General features: G+C 64.7%; 18 protein-coding genes. 8 read left to right on the forward strand and 10 right to left on the reverse strand.

Annotated elements, in window-relative coordinates; all coding sequences use genetic code 11:
- Positions 1-72 precede the first annotated feature (72 nt).
- The 3 genes from atpE to ABRP17_RS05890 form a co-directional block, all read right to left on the reverse strand.
- Complete coding sequence (gene atpE / locus ABRP17_RS05880) at positions 73-375, reverse strand: F0F1 ATP synthase subunit C (RefSeq protein ID WP_188325067.1); 303 nt, start codon at positions 373-375, stop codon at positions 73-75.
- Between the two features lie 65 nt (positions 376-440).
- Positions 441-1,229, reverse strand: coding sequence for a F0F1 ATP synthase subunit A (gene atpB, locus ABRP17_RS05885; protein WP_349986547.1), 789 nt, complete (start codon positions 1,227-1,229; stop codon positions 441-443).
- 32 nt (positions 1,230-1,261) lie between these two features.
- On the reverse strand, positions 1,262-1,627 hold the full coding sequence (locus ABRP17_RS05890) for a hypothetical protein (protein ID WP_188325069.1): 366 nt from the start codon (positions 1,625-1,627) through the stop codon (positions 1,262-1,264).
- Positions 1,628-2,098: 471 nt separating this feature from the next.
- Between ABRP17_RS05890 and ABRP17_RS05895 the strand changes: the two genes are divergently transcribed.
- Positions 2,099-2,917 carry a hypothetical protein gene (locus ABRP17_RS05895; RefSeq protein ID WP_349986546.1) on the forward strand — a complete coding sequence of 273 codons (819 nt, stop codon included), beginning with the start codon at positions 2,099-2,101 and terminating at the stop codon, positions 2,915-2,917.
- A gap of 857 nt (positions 2,918-3,774) precedes the next feature.
- Here ABRP17_RS05895 and ABRP17_RS05900 read toward each other — a convergent pair.
- From ABRP17_RS05900 to ABRP17_RS05915, 4 genes are all read right to left on the reverse strand, one after another.
- Positions 3,775-4,095 carry a hypothetical protein gene (locus tag ABRP17_RS05900; RefSeq protein ID WP_372486917.1) on the reverse strand — a complete coding sequence of 107 codons (321 nt, stop codon included), beginning with the start codon at positions 4,093-4,095 and terminating at the stop codon, positions 3,775-3,777.
- A 362-nt stretch (positions 4,096-4,457) separates the two neighbouring features.
- Complete coding sequence (lpdA, locus tag ABRP17_RS05905; protein WP_349986708.1) at positions 4,458-6,266, reverse strand: dihydrolipoyl dehydrogenase; 1,809 nt, start codon at positions 6,264-6,266, stop codon at positions 4,458-4,460.
- Between the two features lie 107 nt (positions 6,267-6,373).
- Complete coding sequence (gene aceF, locus ABRP17_RS05910; protein ID WP_349986710.1) at positions 6,374-8,104, reverse strand: dihydrolipoyllysine-residue acetyltransferase; 1,731 nt, start codon at positions 8,102-8,104, stop codon at positions 6,374-6,376.
- A gap of 240 nt (positions 8,105-8,344) precedes the next feature.
- Positions 8,345-8,860, reverse strand: coding sequence for a DNA-deoxyinosine glycosylase (locus tag ABRP17_RS05915; protein ID WP_349986711.1), 516 nt, complete (start codon positions 8,858-8,860; stop codon positions 8,345-8,347).
- Between the two features lie 185 nt (positions 8,861-9,045).
- Here ABRP17_RS05915 and ABRP17_RS05920 point away from each other — a divergent pair, with 185 nt between their 5' ends.
- The 5 genes from ABRP17_RS05920 (at position 9,046) to glpK (ending at position 14,780) form a co-directional block, all read left to right on the forward strand.
- The gene (locus tag ABRP17_RS05920; RefSeq protein ID WP_188325074.1) at positions 9,046-9,723 is read left to right on the forward strand and encodes an OmpW family protein; all 678 of its coding nucleotides are present in this window, start codon (positions 9,046-9,048) and stop codon (positions 9,721-9,723) included.
- A 254-nt stretch (positions 9,724-9,977) separates the two neighbouring features.
- Positions 9,978-10,661 carry an OmpW family outer membrane protein gene (locus tag ABRP17_RS05925; protein WP_349986714.1) on the forward strand — a complete coding sequence of 228 codons (684 nt, stop codon included), beginning with the start codon at positions 9,978-9,980 and terminating at the stop codon, positions 10,659-10,661.
- Positions 10,662-10,875: 214 nt separating this feature from the next.
- A complete protein-coding gene (gene glpD, locus ABRP17_RS05930) occupies positions 10,876-12,414 on the forward strand; it encodes a glycerol-3-phosphate dehydrogenase (RefSeq protein WP_349986716.1) in 1,539 nt (512 codons plus the stop codon).
- Positions 12,411-13,241 carry an MIP/aquaporin family protein gene (locus ABRP17_RS05935; protein ID WP_349986718.1) on the forward strand — a complete coding sequence of 277 codons (831 nt, stop codon included), beginning with the start codon at positions 12,411-12,413 and terminating at the stop codon, positions 13,239-13,241. Before glpD ends, ABRP17_RS05935 begins: the two co-directional genes overlap by 4 nt.
- 48 nt (positions 13,242-13,289) lie before the next feature.
- The gene (glpK, locus tag ABRP17_RS05940) at positions 13,290-14,780 is read left to right on the forward strand and encodes a glycerol kinase GlpK (protein WP_349986720.1); all 1,491 of its coding nucleotides are present in this window, start codon (positions 13,290-13,292) and stop codon (positions 14,778-14,780) included.
- Between the two features lie 58 nt (positions 14,781-14,838).
- Here glpK and ABRP17_RS05945 read toward each other — a convergent pair whose 3' ends face one another.
- Both ABRP17_RS05945 and ABRP17_RS05950 read right to left on the reverse strand, forming a co-directional pair.
- A complete protein-coding gene (locus ABRP17_RS05945) occupies positions 14,839-15,630 on the reverse strand; it encodes a MetQ/NlpA family ABC transporter substrate-binding protein (protein WP_192080792.1) in 792 nt (263 codons plus the stop codon).
- Positions 15,631-15,654: 24 nt separating this feature from the next.
- On the reverse strand, positions 15,655-16,620 hold the full coding sequence (locus ABRP17_RS05950; RefSeq protein WP_188325079.1) for a YafY family protein: 966 nt from the start codon (positions 16,618-16,620) through the stop codon (positions 15,655-15,657).
- 114 nt (positions 16,621-16,734) lie between these two features.
- On the opposite strand from ABRP17_RS05950, the gene ABRP17_RS05955 reads away from it, so the two are divergent.
- Positions 16,735-17,358 carry a hypothetical protein gene (locus ABRP17_RS05955; RefSeq protein ID WP_349986722.1) on the forward strand — a complete coding sequence of 208 codons (624 nt, stop codon included), beginning with the start codon at positions 16,735-16,737 and terminating at the stop codon, positions 17,356-17,358.
- Positions 17,359-17,496: 138 nt separating this feature from the next.
- A complete protein-coding gene (locus ABRP17_RS05960; protein WP_188325081.1) occupies positions 17,497-18,273 on the forward strand; it encodes a YdiY family protein in 777 nt (258 codons plus the stop codon).
- A gap of 156 nt (positions 18,274-18,429) precedes the next feature.
- Here the strand turns inward: ABRP17_RS05960 and hemC are convergent, their stop codons facing one another.
- Positions 18,430-19,341: a hydroxymethylbilane synthase gene (gene hemC / locus ABRP17_RS05965; protein WP_349986724.1), complete on the reverse strand. Its 912-nt coding sequence runs from the start codon at positions 19,339-19,341 to the stop codon at positions 18,430-18,432.
- Positions 19,342-19,381 lie beyond the last annotated feature (40 nt).

Here is a 19,381-nt window from a genome sequence, read left to right on the forward strand (position 1 = left end):
GGTGGGCGGCACCCCCGAACCTTCATCCGATACCAGGCACCAGCGGTGCCCGGTCGTTTCACAGAGGCTGGATCAGCCAGCCACTGCCGGCAGGCGCGAGACGAACTCGCCGACCAGCGGGTTGGCGAAGGCGAACAGCAGGCCCACGGCGACCGAGATGATGAACGCGGCGTCGATCAGGCCGGCGGTGATGAACATACGGACCTGCAGCACCGGGATCAGTTCCGGCTGGCGCGCGGCCGATTCCAGGAACTTACCGGACATGATGGCCAGACCCAGGCCTGCGCCCAGCGCGGCCAGGCCGATCATGATGCCGACGGCGAGGACGGTGGAGCTCTGGACCTGGGCGAGATTGGTCAGGACGGCGAAGTACATGGTTTTCTCCGGGAACGTGATTGCTAAGGGATATGGAAACTAACGGATGAAGGGTGCAGCGAAACTCAGTGACTGTCTTCGGACAGGCTCAGGTACACGATGGACAGCATCATGAAGATGAAAGCCTGCAGCGGAATCACCAACAGGTGGAACAGCATCCAGCCGAAGCCGGCGAAGGCGCCTGCGAACATGCCGGCGATACCTGCACCGCCCAGCACCCAGATCAGCAGGAAGACGATTTCCCCGCCGAACATGTTGCCGAACAGTCGCATCGCCAGCGAAATCGGCTTGCTCAGCCACTCGACGATGTTCAGGATCAGGTTGAACGGCAGCATCCACTTGCCGAACGGCGCGGTCAGGAACTCCTTGGTGAATCCACCAATGCCCTTGGAGCGCAGTGCGAAGAACAGCATCAGGAAGAACACGCTGATCGACATGCCGAGGGTGGCATTGACGTCAGCGGTCGGGACCGGCTTCCAGTACGGCACACCGAGGGCTTCCAGCGGCATGGCGATGAAATCGGCCGGGATCATCTTGATGAGATTCATCAACAGGATCCAGAAGAAGATCGTGATCGCGATCGGCGTCACCAGCTTGCTGGTGCCGTGGTAGGTGTCCTTGGCCTGCCGGTCAACGAACTCCAGGCAGATTTCCACGAAGGCCTGCCACTTGCCCGGCACGCCGGCCGTGGCATTGCGGGTCGCCATCCAGAAAGCGAAAACCATCACCAGACCCATCAGGACCGACGTGGCGATGGTATCCAGGTGCAGCGCCCACGGGCTGCCCTGCCCAACGGTGAGGTTGTGCAGGTGATGCTGGATGTAGGAGGTGGGTGTCAACGCCTCGCCTGCCATGTGTCCGGAACCTTAGTTATTTAGAAATTCGATCAACGCCTGGCCAGAGCCAGGACCTGAAACATCAAGCCAACCGCGATACCGGCCAGGAGTGCCAATGCGGGCAGCCTGAATACCAGAAATCCAACGATCAGCACACCAAACACCACCGCCCACTTGGCCACCACCGCGATGATCAGCCGTGCCATTGCCGAGCCTGCCGCCTGTACACCGCCCCCCAGCGCCATCCGTGCCGCCACCCAGCCACCGGCTGAAACCGCAAGCCCGGACAGCAGTGCGCCCAGCGCATGCTTCGGACTCACCAGCAGGAAGCCAAGGGCCAGGACAATCACTGCCGCCAGCGGATAGACCGCGGCGCGCAGCATCAGTCGCCGACCCGGATCAACGGAATTCAGCACAGAGACGTCCCGCACATTGGAGTGGAAAGGCGTGAGGCAGCAGCGTGGTGCCTCGTCGAGCCGCCAAATTATAGCAATGGGACAATTTGCGAGACAACCGCTGCGTGTTCATACCGGATCGGTGCAAGTTACGGGATGGCCGGGATTTTTCCATCCGGGGGCAGGACAATCAGGCCCAGCGGGGGTCGTGGCCATGTCGCAGTGCACCATTGAACTTTGGTCGCGGGGCGGGGTCCAACCCCTCGACCTGCCCTCTCTCATCCTCGTCGGCGCAGTTTGCAGGTCGGTAACCGAGTCCCGCCACTGCCTGGCGGGACTTTTTTTTCTCTGTATCGGTGCCTGCCAGGGCCCCTTGGCGCGCTGTGCATTAAGCCTTTTCTGACGCGTTCTCCACCATACCTTCACGAATGGTGGACGCGGCGATAGCGATAGTGGGGCAACTTTCGTTGAACCACTGCAAGGATTTCGCCGATGCGCTCCGCTCCCACCCTGCTTGCTCTCTCGCTGGTCGCCGTCGGCGCCGGCTTCGCATCTACCGCGCACGCTGCTGAAGGCGACGACCGCTTCACGCTGCGCCTGGGTGCGATGAACATCGATACCGACAACACGATCCGCGGCAGCACCACCATTGCCGGCCAGGACGTGAATCTGAACGAAGATTTCAGCATGGGCGGTAAGGAATGGGAGCCGCGCGTCGACGGCGTGTTCCGCTTCAGCGACCGCCAGCGCCTGATCTTCGACTACTTCAAGTGGGACAAAGATCGTCGCGAGACCCTGAACGACGGCATCGCCTTCGGCGACATCAACGTCCCGGAAGGCAGCTTCGTCAAGGCCGAACTGAAGTATCAGGTCGCCACCCTGGTGTATGACTACTCCGTCGTCGACACCGACCGCTTCGACCTGGGCCTGCAGATCGGTGCCGAGTGGGCACAGATCAGCGCCAAGGGCTTCGCGGACCTGGGCACCGTCTACAACGGCCGCTTCCTGGATGAAAAGGAAAACGGCGTGGCCCCGGTGGTCGGCGCGCGTATGACCTTCAATCCGGCGGATCGTTGGATGATCAATCTGCAGGGCCAGTACCTCAACACCAGCTGGGGCAACTTCGATGACTACAAGGGCGACCTGAGCCGCGCCAATGCGATCGTCGAGTACCGCCTGACCGATACGTTCGGCATCTTCGCTGGCTATGACTGGTTCAAGCTGGACGTCGATCAGCGCGGCAGCGACGGCGTGATCGGTCTGAAGCAGGAGTTCAAGGGTCCGGTGGCGGGCGTCAGCCTTTCGTTCTGATCCATGAGTTTGGCGAAATAGAAAACCCCAGGCCTGCCTGGGGTTTTTCGTTTGAGCACGCTACCGCATGCTGCGTGCACGGTGGTGATCGGATATCAGGCGCTCGGTCGCAGCTGCCAGGCAGCCCCTTTCGACAGGATCGCCTTCCGTCGACTTCAACACGCAGGAAGGCCGCGGGGAGCCCTACCCGTTGCATGGCTGTTTCGCTCAGGCGAAAGCGCTTTCCAAGTCCTCAGGGCGTACGCTGATTGGTGTCAAAGCATGAATGAACACGCGCACCGAACCCAGCTCGCGCTTTCGCACGGTCAATCGCCTCCTGTTTATTGCGCGCCCAGACAACTACATTGAAAGGCGGGACATGGCTGACGGTTGATACCACGCATACCCAAAGCTTGGCTCCTGGCACCTGGTTCTGATCTCGGGGGTACTGATTCTGGTCGCCTGGATACTGATTCTGGCTCCCGCCCCCGACTGCAGCCGCTGTACCTGCCACGCAGGAAAGCGCCATTGCAGCTGCCAGCAGTGTAGCGACGGTGATTGATCTGCTCACGACATTTTCCTCAAATTGACGAATGGCTGCCATGCGATGACAGCGAATCCATCTTCGTTTGAGTCGATTCATGATGTAATAAGGAAGAGCCCAACCGGGAGCACTCGGCACTCCGCTTTCCGCGTAGGCGAACTGCCTCGTGATGTTCCGTGAATCACGGCACCCGCCTTTTCGAGCGGCGATGATGCGTCAGAGTCAAAAACACCAACGCCCTCCCGCATTGCGATGTTGAGTACCGGGCTTATTGATCCAGCTACCAGTCGATCAGATCAGGTGCCCCACGCGGGATCGTCGGGGGACGTTGAAGTCACAATCCAGTAGGGTTGCAACCGATCAGCATCTGATGGTCCGGTAGCTCGACACGCATTTTGGCCTCGGCTTCGCCCTTGCTTGCGGCTTCGATGTAGCGCACGTATTCCCAGTTCGGTGGGTTGATATCCCGGTATACGCAGGCCCAGAAAGTGGTGAGCATGTTGGCGCCGCCATCGGGCGCGCTGGCCCAGGCGGGCGGTAATGACGCCTGCGCAGGCGCGGAGAGCGCTGGCAGGACGCTTAGCGCCACGACCAGCAGGCCGTAGGCGACGCGACGGTAGTGGCCGGGTGAGGAGGTTCCTTTCAGCTGTGTCATGGCATCGCTCCGCTGCATGTTCCAGGAGTGGACGCAGGTGTGATCTCTGCGGCGGAGCGCGCTCGCACTCCGTAACTTCGCAGTCTAGGTTCGCGGATGCAATGCGGAAGGGGGGACGGCAACTTACGCTGACGGCTATGAGCGGTCTGTATGCAACTGTGCGCGAAGTCCGGAAACCGCTACGACCGTGCCTGCAATCGGCTTACGTTGCACCCTGTGGGCCCGCGAAGCCCTTGGCCCTCCGGGCGGACTACGGCGAGTGAATTCGCAGTACCTCCGCCGATCCGCCAATGCGATCGCGCCCAAAGAAAAGGCCCAGGCAATGCCCGGGCCTCTTGATGAAGAGCAGATCAAACGAGAGACTACTTCTTCTTCGGCATGTACAGATCGGTGATCGTGCCGTCGTAGATTTCCGATGCCATCGCGACCGATTCGCTGAGCGTCGGATGCGCATGGATGGTGTGGCCGATATCCTCGGCTTCCGCACCCATCTCGATGGCCAGGCCGATTTCTGCCAGCAGGTCGCCCGCATGCACGCCGACGATGGCGCCGCCGATGATCCGATGGGTCTCTTCGTCGAAGATCAGCTTGGTGAAGCCCTCGGTGCGGCCGATGCCGATGGCCCGCCCGCTGGCGGCCCACGGGAATTTCGCTACGCCGACCTTCAGGCCCTTGGCCTTGGCTTCGGTCTCGGTCACCCCCACCCACGCGATTTCCGGGTTGGTGTAAGCCACCGACGGAATCACCCGCGCGACCCATTCCTTCTTGTGGCCGGCAGCCACTTCCGCCGCCAGCTTGCCTTCGTGCGTGGCCTTGTGCGCCAGCATCGGGTTGCCGACGATGTCGCCGATGGCGAAGATGTGCGGCACATTGGTGCGCATCTGCCGGTCCACCGGAATGAAGCCCCGGTCAGACACCTGTACACCGGCCTTGTCGGCATCGATCTTGCCACCATTCGGCGAACGGCCCACGGCCACCAGTACGCGGTCGAAGGTGCCCTTCTGCAGCGCGGGCGTCTCACCCTCTGCGGCCGCATCGAAGGTCACGGTGATGCCCGTCTTGTCGGCGCTGACGCCAGACGCCTTGGTCTTCAGATGGACCTCGACACCCTGCTTCTTCAAGCGGTCGGCCAGCGGCTTCACCAGATCCTTGTCGGCACCCGGCATCAGCTGGTCCATGAACTCGACCACGGTGACGTTGCTGCCCAGTGCGGCATACACCGTGGCCATTTCCAGGCCGATGATGCCCCCGCCCACGACCAGCAACGAGCCCGGCACCTCGGCCAGTTCCAGCGCGTCGGTGGAGTCCATCACGCGCGGGTCGTCCCACGGGAAGTTCGGCAGCTTCACTGCCTGCGAGCCGGCCGCGATGATGCACTGCTGGAAACGCAGCAACTGCGTGCTGCCGTCTTCGGCAGTGATCAGCAGCTCGTTGGCCGACACGAAGCGGCCCACGCCCTGCACGGTGCGCACCTTGCGCTGCTTGGCCATGCCGGCCAGGCCCTTGGTCAGCTGGCCGACGACCTTTTCCTTGTACTGGCGCAGCTTGTCGAGGGTGATCTTCGGGGCGCCGAACTCGACACCGAAATCACCGGCGTGGGCGACTTCATCGATCACCGCAGCCGCGTGCAGCAGCGCCTTCGACGGAATGCAGCCCACGTTGAGGCAGACACCGCCCAGGCTGGTGTACCGCTCGACCAGCACCGTATCCAGGCCGACATCGGCCGCGCGGAAGGCGGCCGTGTAGCCGCCGGGGCCGGAGCCCAGCACGACCATGGCGCATTCGATGTCGGCGGCCTTGCCCGAGGACAGGGCCGGCTTCGGTGCAGTCGGCTCGGCCGGCGCACGATGCGACGGTGTCACCGGCGGCTTGCTGTTCGGTGCGGCGGCGGGTGCGGCGGCCTTGGCCGGTGCAACGGGCGCTGCGCCCTCACCTTCGGCGTCCAGCACGACCACGACCGCGCCTTCAGACAGCGTGTCGCCCAGCTTCACCTTGATTTCCTTGACCACGCCAGCGGCCGAGGACGGCACTTCCAGCGTCGCCTTGTCCGACTCCAGGGTAAGCAGGCCCTGGTCCTTCTTCACCGTGTCGCCAACGGCGACCAGTATTTCGATCACCGGCACATCGCTGTAATCGCCGATGTCGGGAACCTTGACTTCAATCGTGGCCATGGTGGTTTCCTTCATGCCCGCGCGGGAAGGCCGGCGGGCGTCTGCTGCAGTTCGTCACGCGGCCGCGCGCATCGCGGCGGCCACACGGAGGGGGCTTGCGGGCTCGATCAGAGCAGCACGCGGCGCATGTCGGCCAGCACCTGCGACAGGTACGTGGTGAAGCGGGCGGCCAGTGCGCCATCGATGACGCGGTGGTCGTAGCTCAGCGACAGCGGCAGCATCAGCTTGGGCGCGAATTCCTTGCCGTTCCAGACCGGCTGGATCGACGACTTGGACACGCCGAGGATGGCCACTTCCGGCGCGTTGACGATCGGGGTGAACGCCGTGCCACCGATGCCGCCCAGCGAGCTGATCGAGAAGCAGCCGCCACTCATGTCCGCCGGACCCAACTTGCCGTCACGTGCCTTCTTGGCGAGTTCGCCGCTTTCCTGCGCGATCTGCACCACGCCCTTCTTGTCGACGTCACGCACCACCGGCACGACCAGGCCGTTCGGGGTGTCAGCGGCGAAACCGATGTTGAAGTACTTCTTCAGGGTCAGGTTCTCGCCACTGGCATCCAGCGAGGCATTGAACTCCGGGAATTTCTTCAACGCCGCAGCACTGGCCTTGACCAGGAAGGCGAGCATGGTCAGCTTGATGCCGGCCTTCTCGTTTTCCTTGTTCAAAGCCACGCGCAGGGCTTCCAGATCGGTGATGTCGGCCTGCTCGAACTGGGTGACATGCGGGATCATCGCCCAGTTGCGGGCCAGGTTCGCGCCGGAGATCTTCTTGATGCGCGACAGCGGCTGGACTTCAACCTCGCCGAACTTGCTGAAATCGACCTTCGGCCAGGGCAGCAGATTCAGTCCACCACCTGCGGCGGCCGGTGCAGCAGCGCCGGCAGCAGTACCGCCGGTCAACGCGGCCTTTACGAACTTCTGCACGTCGCCCTTGGTGATGCGCCCACCCTTCTCGGTGCCGCTGATCTGCAGCAGGTCCACACCCAGTTCACGGGCGAACACGCGTACCGCCGGGGTGGCATAGGGCACCTTGGCCGGCAGCACACTGTCTGCATTGAACTGCACCGGCGGGCTGGTCGGCGCACCGGCAGACGGCGCGCTGGCCATTTCCCGCTGGGCCAGCTTGTCCGGCTGAGCCGACACCGCCACCGGTTCCACCTTGGTGGCGGTTTCGGCGGCTTCGTTGGTGGCGGCATTGGCCTGGGTCGGAGCCGGTGCAGCGCTGGCAGCGCCTTCGGCTTCAATGATCGCCACGACCTTGCCCTGCGACAGGTTGTCGCCGACCTTGACCTTGATTTCCTTGACCACGCCGGCGACCGACGACGGGACTTCCATCGTCGCCTTGTCGCTTTCCAGCGTCACCAGGCCCTGGTCCTTCTTTACCGTATCGCCCACGGCCACCAGGATCTCGATGACCGGGATATCCGAATAATCACCAATGTCCGGCACCAACGCTTCAACGGCACCACCGCCGGCAGCGGGTGCGGGCGCAGCGGCCTGCGCGCTTTCAGCAGCGGCCGGGGCAGCGCTCTTGGCCGGCGCCGGCGCGGCAGCAGCCTGTGCAGGGGCGGCCTTGGCAGGCGGGGCGGTATCGCCTTCCGCCACTTCGATCAGCGCCACGACCTTGCCCTCGGACAGGTTGTCGCCGACCTTCACCTTGATTTCCTTGACGACACCGGCCACCGACGAGGGGACTTCCATCGTGGCCTTGTCACTTTCGAGCGTGACCAGTCCCTGGTCCTTCTTGACCGTGTCGCCGACGGCGACCAGCACCTCGATTACCGGGATATCGCTGTAGTCACCGATATCGGGGACGAGGGCTTCCTTGATTTCGGCCATGGGGATAACTCCGGCAATCTGGTGTAGGGAATCCTCTATTGTGCGGCCAGCACGCCCCCCTCGCCAACCGTTGATGGCGTTTTCAGTCCACACTGTCCCGGGACACGCTGTTGTGCCTACGCCGTTGCGTTGTGGCGACACGCTGCACGGTGTCACCAGTCGGTGGCGTATTGTCCGAGTCGGACCAGCGGGTCAGACCCCTGCCATCGTCGTTTTCGATGGTCGTGTCGCCCGCCGTCACTACCGCAGGGCGTCGGCAACGGGCTGCCAGGCCTGCTGCAACGCGCCCAGCGAGGCGGCCGCATTGGCGGGACTGGTCGATGGCAAGGCCAACACCGGCACCTGCGGATTCCCACCGACCGGAACGATGAAGCGCAGGAACGCGCGGTGGGCCGCAGCGCCGTTGCACGCGATCAGCCGCAGATCGCGCAGCGCCGCCACGGCCGGCCCCAGCGCGTTGGGCACTTCACTGCCGCGCACGATGTCCGCATCCAGGCTGCCCCGGCGTCGACACTCCCCGATCACATCCCACACGCCGATGCCGGCTTTGTGCAGCTGCTGCAGCCTCTGCGGGTAGGGCGCGGAAAGCTCAACACCCGCCAACAACGCCATCAGGGGCCAGAAACGGTTGCGCGGATGGGCGTAGTACTGCGCTTGGCGCAGGGACGCTACGCCGGGCATCGAACCGAGCACCAGCACCCGGCAATCCGCCCCGATCTGCGCGGACAGGCCGGTACAGAGGTCGATTTCAATCACATTTCCACCATCTGCATGAACTGACTTGACTGCCGAAAACACGGAATTGCAAGGCTGTACGCGACTTGGCTGAACGCATCCAACTATTTTTTAACGTCCGTAGGAATTGATTCATGTGCGGAGGAATACGTTGATGCCCACCCCGCCACGGGGGCCTTGTAACAGTAATCGAAGGAGATACCCCCATGCGTAAGATCAATATCCTGACCCTGTCCCTGCTGACCAGCGCCGCTTTTGCACCGGCCGCGTTCGCGCAGGACTACACCACCACGGCTGCACCGGCAGACAGCAGCTACTCCACGGGCACCGACACTGCGTCGGGCAAGCATTTCGCCGTTGTCGGCGGTGTCGCCCTGCTGCAGCCGAAGAATGACCCGATCGACGGCATCCGCAAGTTCGATGGTGGCCCGGCGCCCACCCTGAGCCTGAGCTACTACATCAACGACAACTGGGCCGTTGAACTGTGGGGCGCAGCAGACAAGTTCAACCACCGCGTGCGCGGCGTCGGCAACGAACGCCTGGGCACGGTCGAACAGCAGCCGATCGCGCTGAGCGGCCAGTACCACTTCGGCCTGGCGGACAACGTGTTCCGTCCGTTCGTGGGCGTGGGCTACTACGAGTCGAACTTCAGCAATGAAGACCTGGTCGCACCGGGCGTCACCCAGCACATCGGGCTGGAAACCGCCAAGGGCGCCATCGGCACCGTCGGCGTTGACATGAACATCAATTCCACCTGGTTTGCCCGTGCGGATGCGCGTTACATGCACTCCCGTCCGGAAGTGAAGGTGGGTGGCCAGGGCACCGGCGCGGATGCCAAGCTGGATCCGTGGACCGTCGGCTTCGGTATCGGCGCACGCTTCTAAGCGTCACGGTAGTAAAGCGTCAAAACGCAACGGACCCTTCGGGGTCCGTTGTCGTTTCTGACATGTCACCCGCGACGCATAGCCATATACGTCATATATCAAAAACCCTGCAGCGCAAGGGCTTTGACCCCTGCATGCGGTATGGGGAACGAAAATTTAATCCTCCTTGGAATCGATTCATGTTGCGCGGCTTACCGTTTTCGCCGCGCCCCGCAGAAGGGGGCTCACCCACTTCCAGATTCAGGAGCTACCCCATGCGATCCATTACCACCCTGCCGCTGTCCCTGCTGATCAGCGCCGCCCTGGCCCCTGCGGCGTTTGCCCAGAGCCCGTCGACCACGGTCGAGCGCCCGGCCGGCACCGACGCTGTCGCCGCCAATGAAACCGCGTCCGGCAAGCACTTCGCCGTCGTCGGCGGCATTGCGCTGCTGCAGCCGAAGAATGACGCCGTCAAGGGCGTTTCGCAGAAGACGGATGGCGGCTCGGCGCCGACCATCAGCCTCAGCTATTACGTCAATGACAATTGGGCCGTTGAACTGTGGGGTGCTGCCGACAAGTTCGACCACACCGTGAAGGGTCCGGCCGGCACGCGCATCGGTACGCTGCAGCAGCAGCCGATCGCATTGAGCGGCCAGTACCACTTCGGTCAGGCCGACAACGTGTTCCGTCCGTTCGTGGGCGTGGGCTACTTCGAATCGAACTACAGCAATGAAAAGCTCGCCGTGCCGGCTGCTGTCGGCCACGTCGGCCTGGAGACCGCCAAGGGTGCGATGGGCACCGTCGGCGTCGACATGAACATCAACTCCACCTGGTTCGCCCGCGCAGATGCGCGCTACCTGAATGCCCGCTCGAAGGTCACCGAGAGCGGCGTGGACAGCGGCCGCAAGGCCAAGATGGATCCGTGGACCGTCGGCTTCGGCATCGGCGCACGCTTCTAAGCCTCCCTGCCAGACAGCGTCGCAACGCAACGGGCCTTTCGGGGCCCGTTGTCGTTTCTGCGGCATGACGCGTCAAGGGGGCCGGACCGCATGCGCCACTCTCACGCGTATGCGCACCGCGTACAGGCCTTGGCCATCGGATGGGAGGTTTCTGCCACCGCCGGTGCGTTAGGCTCGCACCACCAAGGCGGAGCGCAGGCAAGGTCACCCGATCATGTTCGATGTGCTGGTGGTGGGCGGTGGCATAAATGGCGTGGGCATTGCCCGTGACGCTGCCGGCCGCGGACTGAAGGTGGCGCTGTGCGAACAGCACGATCTGGCGGCCCACACCTCCAGTGCCAGCTCGAAGCTGATCCATGGCGGCCTGCGTTACCTCGAACACCGCGCATTCGGCATGGTCCGCAAGGCGCTGGCCGAACGCCAAGTGCTGATGCGCCTCGCGCCGCATCTGGTCCATCCCCTGCCCTTCGTGCTGCCCCACGAGCCGCACCTGCGTCCTGCGTGGATGATCCGCCTGGGGTTGATGGTGTACGACCGTCTGGCTCCGCGCGGGGATACGTTGCCACGGTCGCGGCGCGTCCCTCTGCGCGGCACTGCCCTCGGCGCTCCGCTTCGCGACAGTGTCACCCAGGGCTTCCTGTATGCCGACGCGCAGGTCGCCGACGCACGGCTTGTCGTACTGAACGCGCTGGATGCCCACGAACGCGGGGCGCGCATCTGGACCCGCACCACCTGCCTGCAGGCCTGGCGCGAACCCAGTGGATGGTGCGTCGATCTTCGCGACGAGCGCGGTCAGCTGCATAGCGTGCAGGCCCGCATGCTGGTCAATGCCACCGGCCCTTGGGCCTCGCGCTTCACCGAGGACATCAGCCTCAGTCGCAGCACGCCGCTACGGCTGGTGCAGGGCAGCCATATCGTGGTGCCTGCGCTGCATGACCATGGCCATGCGTACCTGCTGCAGCAGCCGGACGGGCGCATCGTGTTCGTCGTTCCGTTCGAAGATCGTTTCAGCCTGATCGGCACCACCGACGTCGATTTCGACGAAGACCCGGCGCGTGTGCGGATAGACCCGGCGCAGCGTGCCTACCTGTGCGCGGCGGTCAACCGCAGCTTCCGGCGGCAGATCGGTGCAGATGATGTCCTGTGGAGTTTCAGCGGTGTGCGGCCCCTGCTGGATGATGCGCATGCCGCTGCCAGTGCAGTGACGCGTGACTATCGCCTGGACCTGGATGTCGAAGGCGCTCCCCTGCTCAACGTGCTGGGCGGCAAGCTGACCACGTTCCGTCGCTTGGCCGAAGAGGCGGTGGACCTGCTGGTGCACGAAGCCGGTTCGAATGCGCCGGCATGGACCGCAGAGGGGCCCGTGCTGCCAGGCGGCGACCTTGGCACGCCGTCCCAGGCGAGGCACTGGTTGGCCACCCGCTGGCCGTGGCTGCCAGCGCCGTTGGCTGCACGCTGGGCACGCAGCTATGGCAGCCGCGCGGCGCGCATCCTCGGCAACGCGGAATCGCTGGAAGCGCTCGGCATGCACTTCGGTGCGGATCTGCATGAAGCCGAGGTCGAGTACCTGTACCTGCATGAGTGGGTCCGCCACGTGGACGATCTGCTGTGGCGACGCACGCTGCTCGGGCTGTCGCTGGATGCCGTGCAGCAGCACGACGTGGCGCAGTGGCTGGCCGCCCGCGTGGCGCGCGACCCCACACCCGCCCCTCGCTTCGACGTCCCCAGCCCGACGACAAGGAGCACACCATGACCCGACAACCGCTGATCGGCGAACTGATTTCCGAAGCCGTTGCGGTGGCGATCATCATCAGCATCGGCTGTTCGGCCGCCGCGATGTACCTGCTGTACGATCCCAGCCCGTATCAGAACGCCTACTGGGGGCTGTGCATCACCTGGGGGCTTGCCGTGAGCCTGGCGATCTACACCACCGCGTCCATTTCCGGTACCCACGCCAATCCCGCGGTCACCCTCGCATTGGCCCTCTACCGCGGTTTTCCCTGGTCGCGCGTGCTGCCGTATTGGGCAGCACAGGTGCTGGGCGCGATGGTCGGCGCGGCGATCGTCTACCTGCTGTACGCGCCGGTGATCGACCATTACAACGCGCTGCACGGCCTCACTCGTGCGGAAGGGGGCGCGGCCAGCGTCTTCTTCACCGCACCCGGCCTGGCCGTCACGCCCCTGCATGCGCTGAGCAACCAGGTCATCCTCACCGCCCTGCTCGTGTTCGGCATATTCGCCATCACCGAGCGATACAACGAGGCCGCTCCGGGCGCCAACAGCGGTGCCCTGATGATCGGCCTGCTGGTCGCCTGCATCGGGGCCTCGATGGGTTATCTGGAGGGCTGGGCCATCAACCCCGCGCGCGATTTCGGCCCGCGTGTGTTCGCGTGGTTGAACGGCTGGGGCGCCGCCGCGTTGCCTGCCGAAGATCACTACTGGTGGATCCCGATCCTGGGCCCGCTGGTCGGCGGCGCGCTCGGTGGTGCGGCTTACCAGTGCCTGATCCTGCCGTTCCTGCCTGCGCGCCAGCGCGCCCGCGACGCGCACGGCGTCGGCACGGACGGCAGCGCACAATGAAACCAGCACACCCTCACCCATTCCCGCGCCTCGACCAGGAAGCCTGCCATGGAAGCTGATTTCATCCTCGCCATCGATCAGGGCACCACCAGCTCGCGCGCCATTCTGTTCGACCGCCAAGGGCGCATCGCCGGTTCGGCACAGCGCGAATTCGCGCAGATTTTCCCGCAGCCGGGATGGGTCGAACACGATCCGCGCGAGATCCTCACCAGTGTCTATACCACCATCACCGAGCTGCTCAATCGCCAGCAGATCGACCCGCGCCGCATCGCCGGCATCGGCATCACCAACCAGCGCGAAACCACCGTCGTATGGGACAAGGCAACGGGGCAACCGATCCACAATGCGGTGGTCTGGCAGTCGCGCCAGAGTGAGGCGATCTGCGAGCGCCTGAAGGCCGAAGGCCACGAGCCGATGATCCGCGCGAAGACCGGGCTGCTGGTGGATGCCTACTTTTCAGCGACCAAGATCCGCTGGATCCTGGACTATGTGGAGGGCGCCCAGGCACGTGCCGAACGCGGTGAACTGTTGTTCGGCACAATCGACAGCTGGCTGATCTGGAACCTCACCGGCGGCGCGGTGCACGTGACCGACATGACCAACGCCGCCCGCACGTTGCTGTTCGACATCCACGCACTGTGCTGGGATGACGAACTACTGGCGCTGCTGGACATCCCGCGGGCCATGCTGCCGGAGGTGCGCGGCAGCAGCGAAATCTACGGCCACAGCCGTGCGCAGTTCTTCTTTGATCGGCAGATCCCCATCGCCGGCATCGCGGGCGACCAGCAGGCCGCACTGTTCGGCCAGGCCTGCTTCGAACCGGGCATGGCCAAGAACACCTACGGCACCGGCTGTTTCATGCTGATGCACACCGGCAACAAGGCGGTGGCATCACGCAATGGCCTGCTGACGACCATTGCCTGGAACGTCGATGGCCAGGTCGAATACGCGCTCGAAGGGTCGATCTTCGTCGCCGGATCAGTGGTGCAGTGGCTGCGCGACGGGCTGCGCATGTTCGGCAAGTCCGGTGATTGCCAGGCGTATGCCGAACGTGTGCCAGACACGGGCGGGGTGTATCTGGTGCCCGCGTTCGTCGGCCTCGGTGCACCGTACTGGCGAAGCGACGTACGCGGCGCCATGTTCGGCGTTACCCGCGGCACCACCAAGGAACATTTCATCCGTGCTGCGGTGGAATCGATGGCCTACCAGACACGTGACGTGCTGGCTGCGATGCAGGCCGATGCTGGCATCGAGCTGAAGGAGCTGCGCGCTGATGGCGGTGCCATCGCCAATGACTTCATGGCGCAGTTCCAGAGCGACATGCTCGGTGTGCCCGTGCTGCGGCCCCAGGTGGCAGAGACGACGGCACTGGGTGCGGCCTACCTGGCGGGCCTTGCCACCGGATTCTGGGAAAGCAGAGAGCAGATCGCCGCGTTGTGGGGCGTAGACCGGCGCTTCGAACCGACGCTGGATCCGCAGCACCGTGAAGCGCTGTATGCCGGTTGGCAGCGGGCCGTCAACGCGACCTTGGCCTGGTAACGGCGGATGCCGCGCATGCGCCGAGTCCTGCTCGACGCATGCAGCGGCGATGGTGCGGTCAGAACGCCGGCAGGACGGCGCCCTTGTACTTCTGCGCGATGAATTCCTTCACCTGCGGGCTGGTCAGCGCCGCTGCCAGCTTCTGCACGCGGGCGTCGTCCTTGTTGTCGGCGCGCGCGACAAGGAAGTTCACGTAGGGCGAATCCTTGCTCTCGATCGCCAACGCATCCTGGGTCGGGTTCAGACCCGCATCCAGCGCGTAGTTGGTGTTGATCAACGCCAGATCCACCTGGTCCAGCACCCGCGGCAACATCGCCGAATCGAGCTCGCGGAACTTGAGGTGCTTCGGGTTCGCGGTGATGTCACGCTGGGTCGCCAGCGCGTTCTTCGGATCCTTCAACTGGATCACGCCGGCGTTGTGCAGCAGGATCAGCGCACGGCTGTTGTTGCTGGGGTCGTTCGGAATCACCACGTCGGCACCATCACGCAGTTCGTCCAGCGATTTCACCTTGCGCGAATAGGCACCGAACGGCTCGATGTGCACGCCGACCACGGTGACCAGGTCGGTCTTGCGGTCGCGGTTGTAGGCATCGAGGTAGGGCTCGGTCTGGAAGTAATTGACGTCCACCTGCTTCTGCACCAGCTGGTCGTTCGGCTGCACGTAGTCATTGAACACCCGCACGTCCAGCTCCACGCCCTGCTCTTTCAGCATCGGCTTGACCACGTCCAGGATTTCCGCGTGCGGCACGGCCGTCGCGGCCACCACCAGCTTCTGCGACGCATCGCCGGATTTGCCACAGGCACTCAGGGCCAACGCGGCGACAAGGGACAACAACAGGGTCTTCTTCATCGTATGCGGTATCTCGGGGGAGGGTCATTCGTAGTTGCTGAGTGCCAGCGCCAACAGGCTCTTGGCCTGTTCGCGCAGCATCACCGGTTCGATGATTTCGGCATCGGACCCATAGTGCAGCACATCCATCAACAATTCGCGGGAAACGCTGTACGGCACTTTCAGCTCATAGCGTCCGTCGGCCAGGTAGCGGCCCTGCTGGTTGGCGTGCCAATGCTCGTCGGCCACCCAGCGGGCGGCCTTGGCGCTGAAAAGGATCGTCGCCCAGCCCTTCGGCGCGCCGGAAAAGATGCCATAACTGGCACCCAGCTGGGCGTCCAGCTCGTCGTCGTCGACATCGGTGGCCGGTGCATCCACGACCCGCGCCTTGTTGATGCGGTCCACGGCGAAGCTGCGCAGCGCCTCGCGGTCGTGGTCCCAGGCATCCAGGTACCAGTTGTCGCGATAGTGGGTCAACCGCTGCGGCGATACGATGCGGCGGGTCGGCTGGTCCGTGGAGCGGGCGCGGTACTCAAAGGCCAGCTGCCGGCGTTCCAGTACCGCCGAGGCCACGCTGCGGAAGCTGCCTTCATCGAACTTGCGTACCCGGTGCGGAATCACCCGCACCCGGTCCACCGGCCACGTGGATACGCCGGCCTGGGCGGCAAGCAGGCCCTCTATCCGCTGCTGCAGCGGGGCCAGCACCGACGACAGGACGCCGCCGCCGGTGCGCGCCAGGAGGTGCTGCGAGGCCAGCAGCGCGTGCAGTTCTTCCGAACTGAGCCACAACCCCGGCAGCTCGAACCGGTCGCTCTCATCGGCCATGTAGCGGAAGCCGGCTTCGCCGTCACCTTCGATCGGCGCCATCAAGGCGTCGCGCAGGAACGCCAGGTCGCGGTAAACAGTCGCGCGGGAGCAGCCAAGCTTGTCCTGCAGCGTGGCCACCGTCACCGGGTAGCGGGCAGACTTCAGCAGACGATGCAGGGCAGTGATGCGTTCGTATCGGTCCATGGCTCCGATTATGTCCGAGTCGCGGCCGTTGTGGCGGCGATGATCGGCTATCGTGTCGGTCCCCCACGTCCCGGTCGGCCCCGTATGCGCGCTCCGCTCCCCCTCGTCGCGTCCTTGGCAGCCGCTCTGCTGCTGCTCAGTGGCTGTGAGCAGCGCTCGCCGCCTGCCGATGCAGCGCTCCCGGGCTCCGTGCCCGCCGCGCCGGCCCAGGCGCCTACGGCGGATGCGGATCCGGCACAGGCCGTGCTGCGGGCGAGCCAGCGGTTTGCTGCGCTGCGCAGCTTCCACGCTGAGATGCGCCTGCACGGCGCGCAGGCCGGCCAGGTGGTGCATACCACCATGGACTTCGTCGCCCCGGACCGCTATCGGCTGGAAGGGCCCGGCGGCGTGCAGACGATCATCGGCAACACCTTCTTCCTGCAGTCCGAGGGCCGCATCGAACAGGTGCCGGTACCCGACGGCCTATTGCAGCAGTGGCGCAGTCCGCTGCCTTCCGAGGCTGGCCTGCAGGGGCTGACGGTCGAAGCGGGCGGTACGGCCGATATCGACGGCACGGCCACGCGCCTGTACCGGGTGGAGGGGCCGACGGGTAGCGGCGAGACCCTGCAGTACTGGATCGGCGCTGATGGCCTGCCGCGGCAGGTGCAGCGCGATGGTTTCAACAAGGACCAGCCCTACCGGATCACGCTGCGCTATTCGCGCCTGGACGATTCCACGCTGCAGGTGCCCCTGCCCTGACGCCGGGTGGGTGCAAGCACTGAATGGGCGACAGCAGAAACGCTGACTGAAGCACGCGTTGGACTGCGGTCGAGACGCGCGCGGGTTGACGTTATCATCACGCCCTGCGTTCCACGCCCGCCCCCCCGGAGAATCCTGATGTCCCTGCGTGTTTACCTGCTGTTTCCCCTGTTGCTGGTCGCCCCTGCGGCATTCGCCCAGGATCCCGCCGAACTGGCGGCGATGACCTCCCCGTGGAGCGGCAGTGGCGGCGAACTGGGCTTCGCGTCCGCACGTGGCAACAGCACCACCGAAAGCGCCAATGGCCGGCTGCGCCTGCGTTACACCGACGACGACTGGGTGCACAGCATGGACCTGTTCGGCCTGCGTTCGCGCTCCGAGTCGATCCAGACCAGTGACGACGGCACCGAAACCAAGGTCAGCAACACTACCGCCAACCGCTATACCGGCAGTGCCGGCAGCGCGTTGCAGCTGGGCGAACACCGGCAGATCACCGCGACGGTGCGTTACGAGCGCGACGACTTCGCCACCTACGACCGGCAGAGCTCGTTCGGTCTGGGTTACGGCACCCGGCTGTGGGGCAACGACCGCTTCTCGCTGGATGCGCAGATCGGCCCCGGTGTGCGTCGCACCCACAGCACCGAAGACGATGAAACCCGCACGGGCCTGATCGGCCGTGGCTTCTTCGACATCAAGTATTCGCTGACCCCCAACACCGACCTGGTCAACACGCTGCTGGTGGAATCGGGTTCGTACAACACCTTCGCGCAGAACGATTTCGGCGTATCGGTCAGCATGAATGAACACCTGGCGCTGAAGGCGGCATGGCAGGCGCGCCACAACAGCGACGTCGGCATCGACAAGCAGAAGACCGACACGCTGACCACGATGAACGTGGTCTACAAGTTCAAGTAAGCCCCGCCTGCGATTTCGGGTAGCGCCGAGCCATGCTCGGCGAGCGCGAAGCGCGGCCTGCGTGCGGATCAAGATTTCCGGCGCGGCAGAAGCAGCCGACTGAAGTCGGCTCTACCGGAGCATCGCGCGTCCCGGGGCATCACGCGACGAGGGACATCACACCGCGAGCAGTTCGCCTGCGCCGCCATCGAGCAGCATCTGCGCTACCTGCTGTCCCAACGCCTCGGGGTCGGCGCCCGGGCCCACGGCCTCGGCGCGCACTGCGCGGCCATCGGCCACACCGCCGACCAGCCCCTGCAGATGCAGATCGTCGCCCTGCCACACGGCAATGGCCGCCACCGGCACATGGCAACTGCCGTGCAGCGCGCGATTCATCGCCCGCTCGGCCTCGACGCAGCTGCGCGTGGTGGCATCGTCCAGCGCTGCGAACAGCTGCATCACCGCCGGCTTGCCGCCATCACACTCCACCGCCACCGCGCCCTGCGCAGGTGCCGGCAACCACTGCGGTGCGGTCAGGCGCGCCATGATGCGCTGCTCCAGCCCCAAGCGCTCCAGCCCCGCTACCGCCAGCACGATCGCGTCGTAGCCGCCGTTGTCGAGCTTGGCCAGCCGCGTATTGACGTTGCCGCGCAGGTCCAGCAGCTCCAGATCCGGGCGCAATGCGCGCAACTGGGCCTGGCGGCGCAGCGACGACGTGCCGACGCGTGCGCCCAGCGGCAGCGCATCCAGCGATGCGTACAGATTGGAGACGAAGCCATCGGCGGGATCATGCCGTGGCAGGATCGCCGGCAGCACGAACGGCGCATCAAGTTCCATCGGTACATCCTTCAGCGAGTGCACCGCGCAGTCGGCTTCACCGCGCAGGATGGCCAACTCCAGTTCTTTCAGGAACAGGCCCTTGCCGCCGATGGCCGCGAGCGAGCGATCCAGCACTTCATCGCCGCGGGTACTCATGGGTATCAGTTCGACGTGCAGGCCGGGATGGGCGGCCTGCAGGCGCTCGGCGACGTGTTCGCTCTGCCACAGGGCGAGCGGGCTTTTGCGGGTAGCGATGCGAAGGGTTTCCATGCCGTCATTATCGCGCATCGGGAAATGGGACGAACGGGTG

It is taken from the genome of Stenotrophomonas sp. WHRI 8082 (genome assembly GCF_040223995.2).
Taxonomy (GTDB): Bacteria; Pseudomonadota; Gammaproteobacteria; order Xanthomonadales; family Xanthomonadaceae; genus Stenotrophomonas.

Excerpts from the sequence above, each read along its gene's own strand:
- atpE (WP_188325067.1), bottom strand. The coding sequence starts at position 375 with ATGTACTTCGCCGTCCTGACCAATCTCGCCCAGGTCCAGAGCTCCACC.
- atpB (WP_349986547.1), bottom strand. The coding sequence starts at position 1,229 with ATGGCAGGCGAGGCGTTGACACCCACCTCCTACATCCAGCATCACCTG.
- ABRP17_RS05895 (WP_349986546.1), top strand. The coding sequence starts at position 2,099 with ATGCGCTCCGCTCCCACCCTGCTTGCTCTCTCGCTGGTCGCCGTCGGC.
- ABRP17_RS05900 (WP_372486917.1), bottom strand. The coding sequence starts at position 4,095 with ATGACACAGCTGAAAGGAACCTCCTCACCCGGCCACTACCGTCGCGTC.
- lpdA (WP_349986708.1), bottom strand. The coding sequence starts at position 6,266 with ATGGCCACGATTGAAGTCAAGGTTCCCGACATCGGCGATTACAGCGAT.
- aceF (WP_349986710.1), bottom strand. The coding sequence starts at position 8,104 with ATGGCCGAAATCAAGGAAGCCCTCGTCCCCGATATCGGTGACTACAGC.
- ABRP17_RS05920 (WP_188325074.1), top strand. The coding sequence starts at position 9,046 with ATGCGTAAGATCAATATCCTGACCCTGTCCCTGCTGACCAGCGCCGCT.
- ABRP17_RS05925 (WP_349986714.1), top strand. The coding sequence starts at position 9,978 with ATGCGATCCATTACCACCCTGCCGCTGTCCCTGCTGATCAGCGCCGCC.
- glpD (WP_349986716.1), top strand. The coding sequence starts at position 10,876 with ATGTTCGATGTGCTGGTGGTGGGCGGTGGCATAAATGGCGTGGGCATT.
- ABRP17_RS05935 (WP_349986718.1), top strand. The coding sequence starts at position 12,411 with ATGACCCGACAACCGCTGATCGGCGAACTGATTTCCGAAGCCGTTGCG.
- glpK (WP_349986720.1), top strand. The coding sequence starts at position 13,290 with ATGGAAGCTGATTTCATCCTCGCCATCGATCAGGGCACCACCAGCTCG.
- ABRP17_RS05945 (WP_192080792.1), bottom strand. The coding sequence starts at position 15,630 with ATGAAGAAGACCCTGTTGTTGTCCCTTGTCGCCGCGTTGGCCCTGAGT.
- ABRP17_RS05950 (WP_188325079.1), bottom strand. The coding sequence starts at position 16,620 with ATGGACCGATACGAACGCATCACTGCCCTGCATCGTCTGCTGAAGTCT.
- ABRP17_RS05960 (WP_188325081.1), top strand. The coding sequence starts at position 17,497 with ATGTCCCTGCGTGTTTACCTGCTGTTTCCCCTGTTGCTGGTCGCCCCT.
- hemC (WP_349986724.1), bottom strand. The coding sequence starts at position 19,341 with ATGGAAACCCTTCGCATCGCTACCCGCAAAAGCCCGCTCGCCCTGTGG.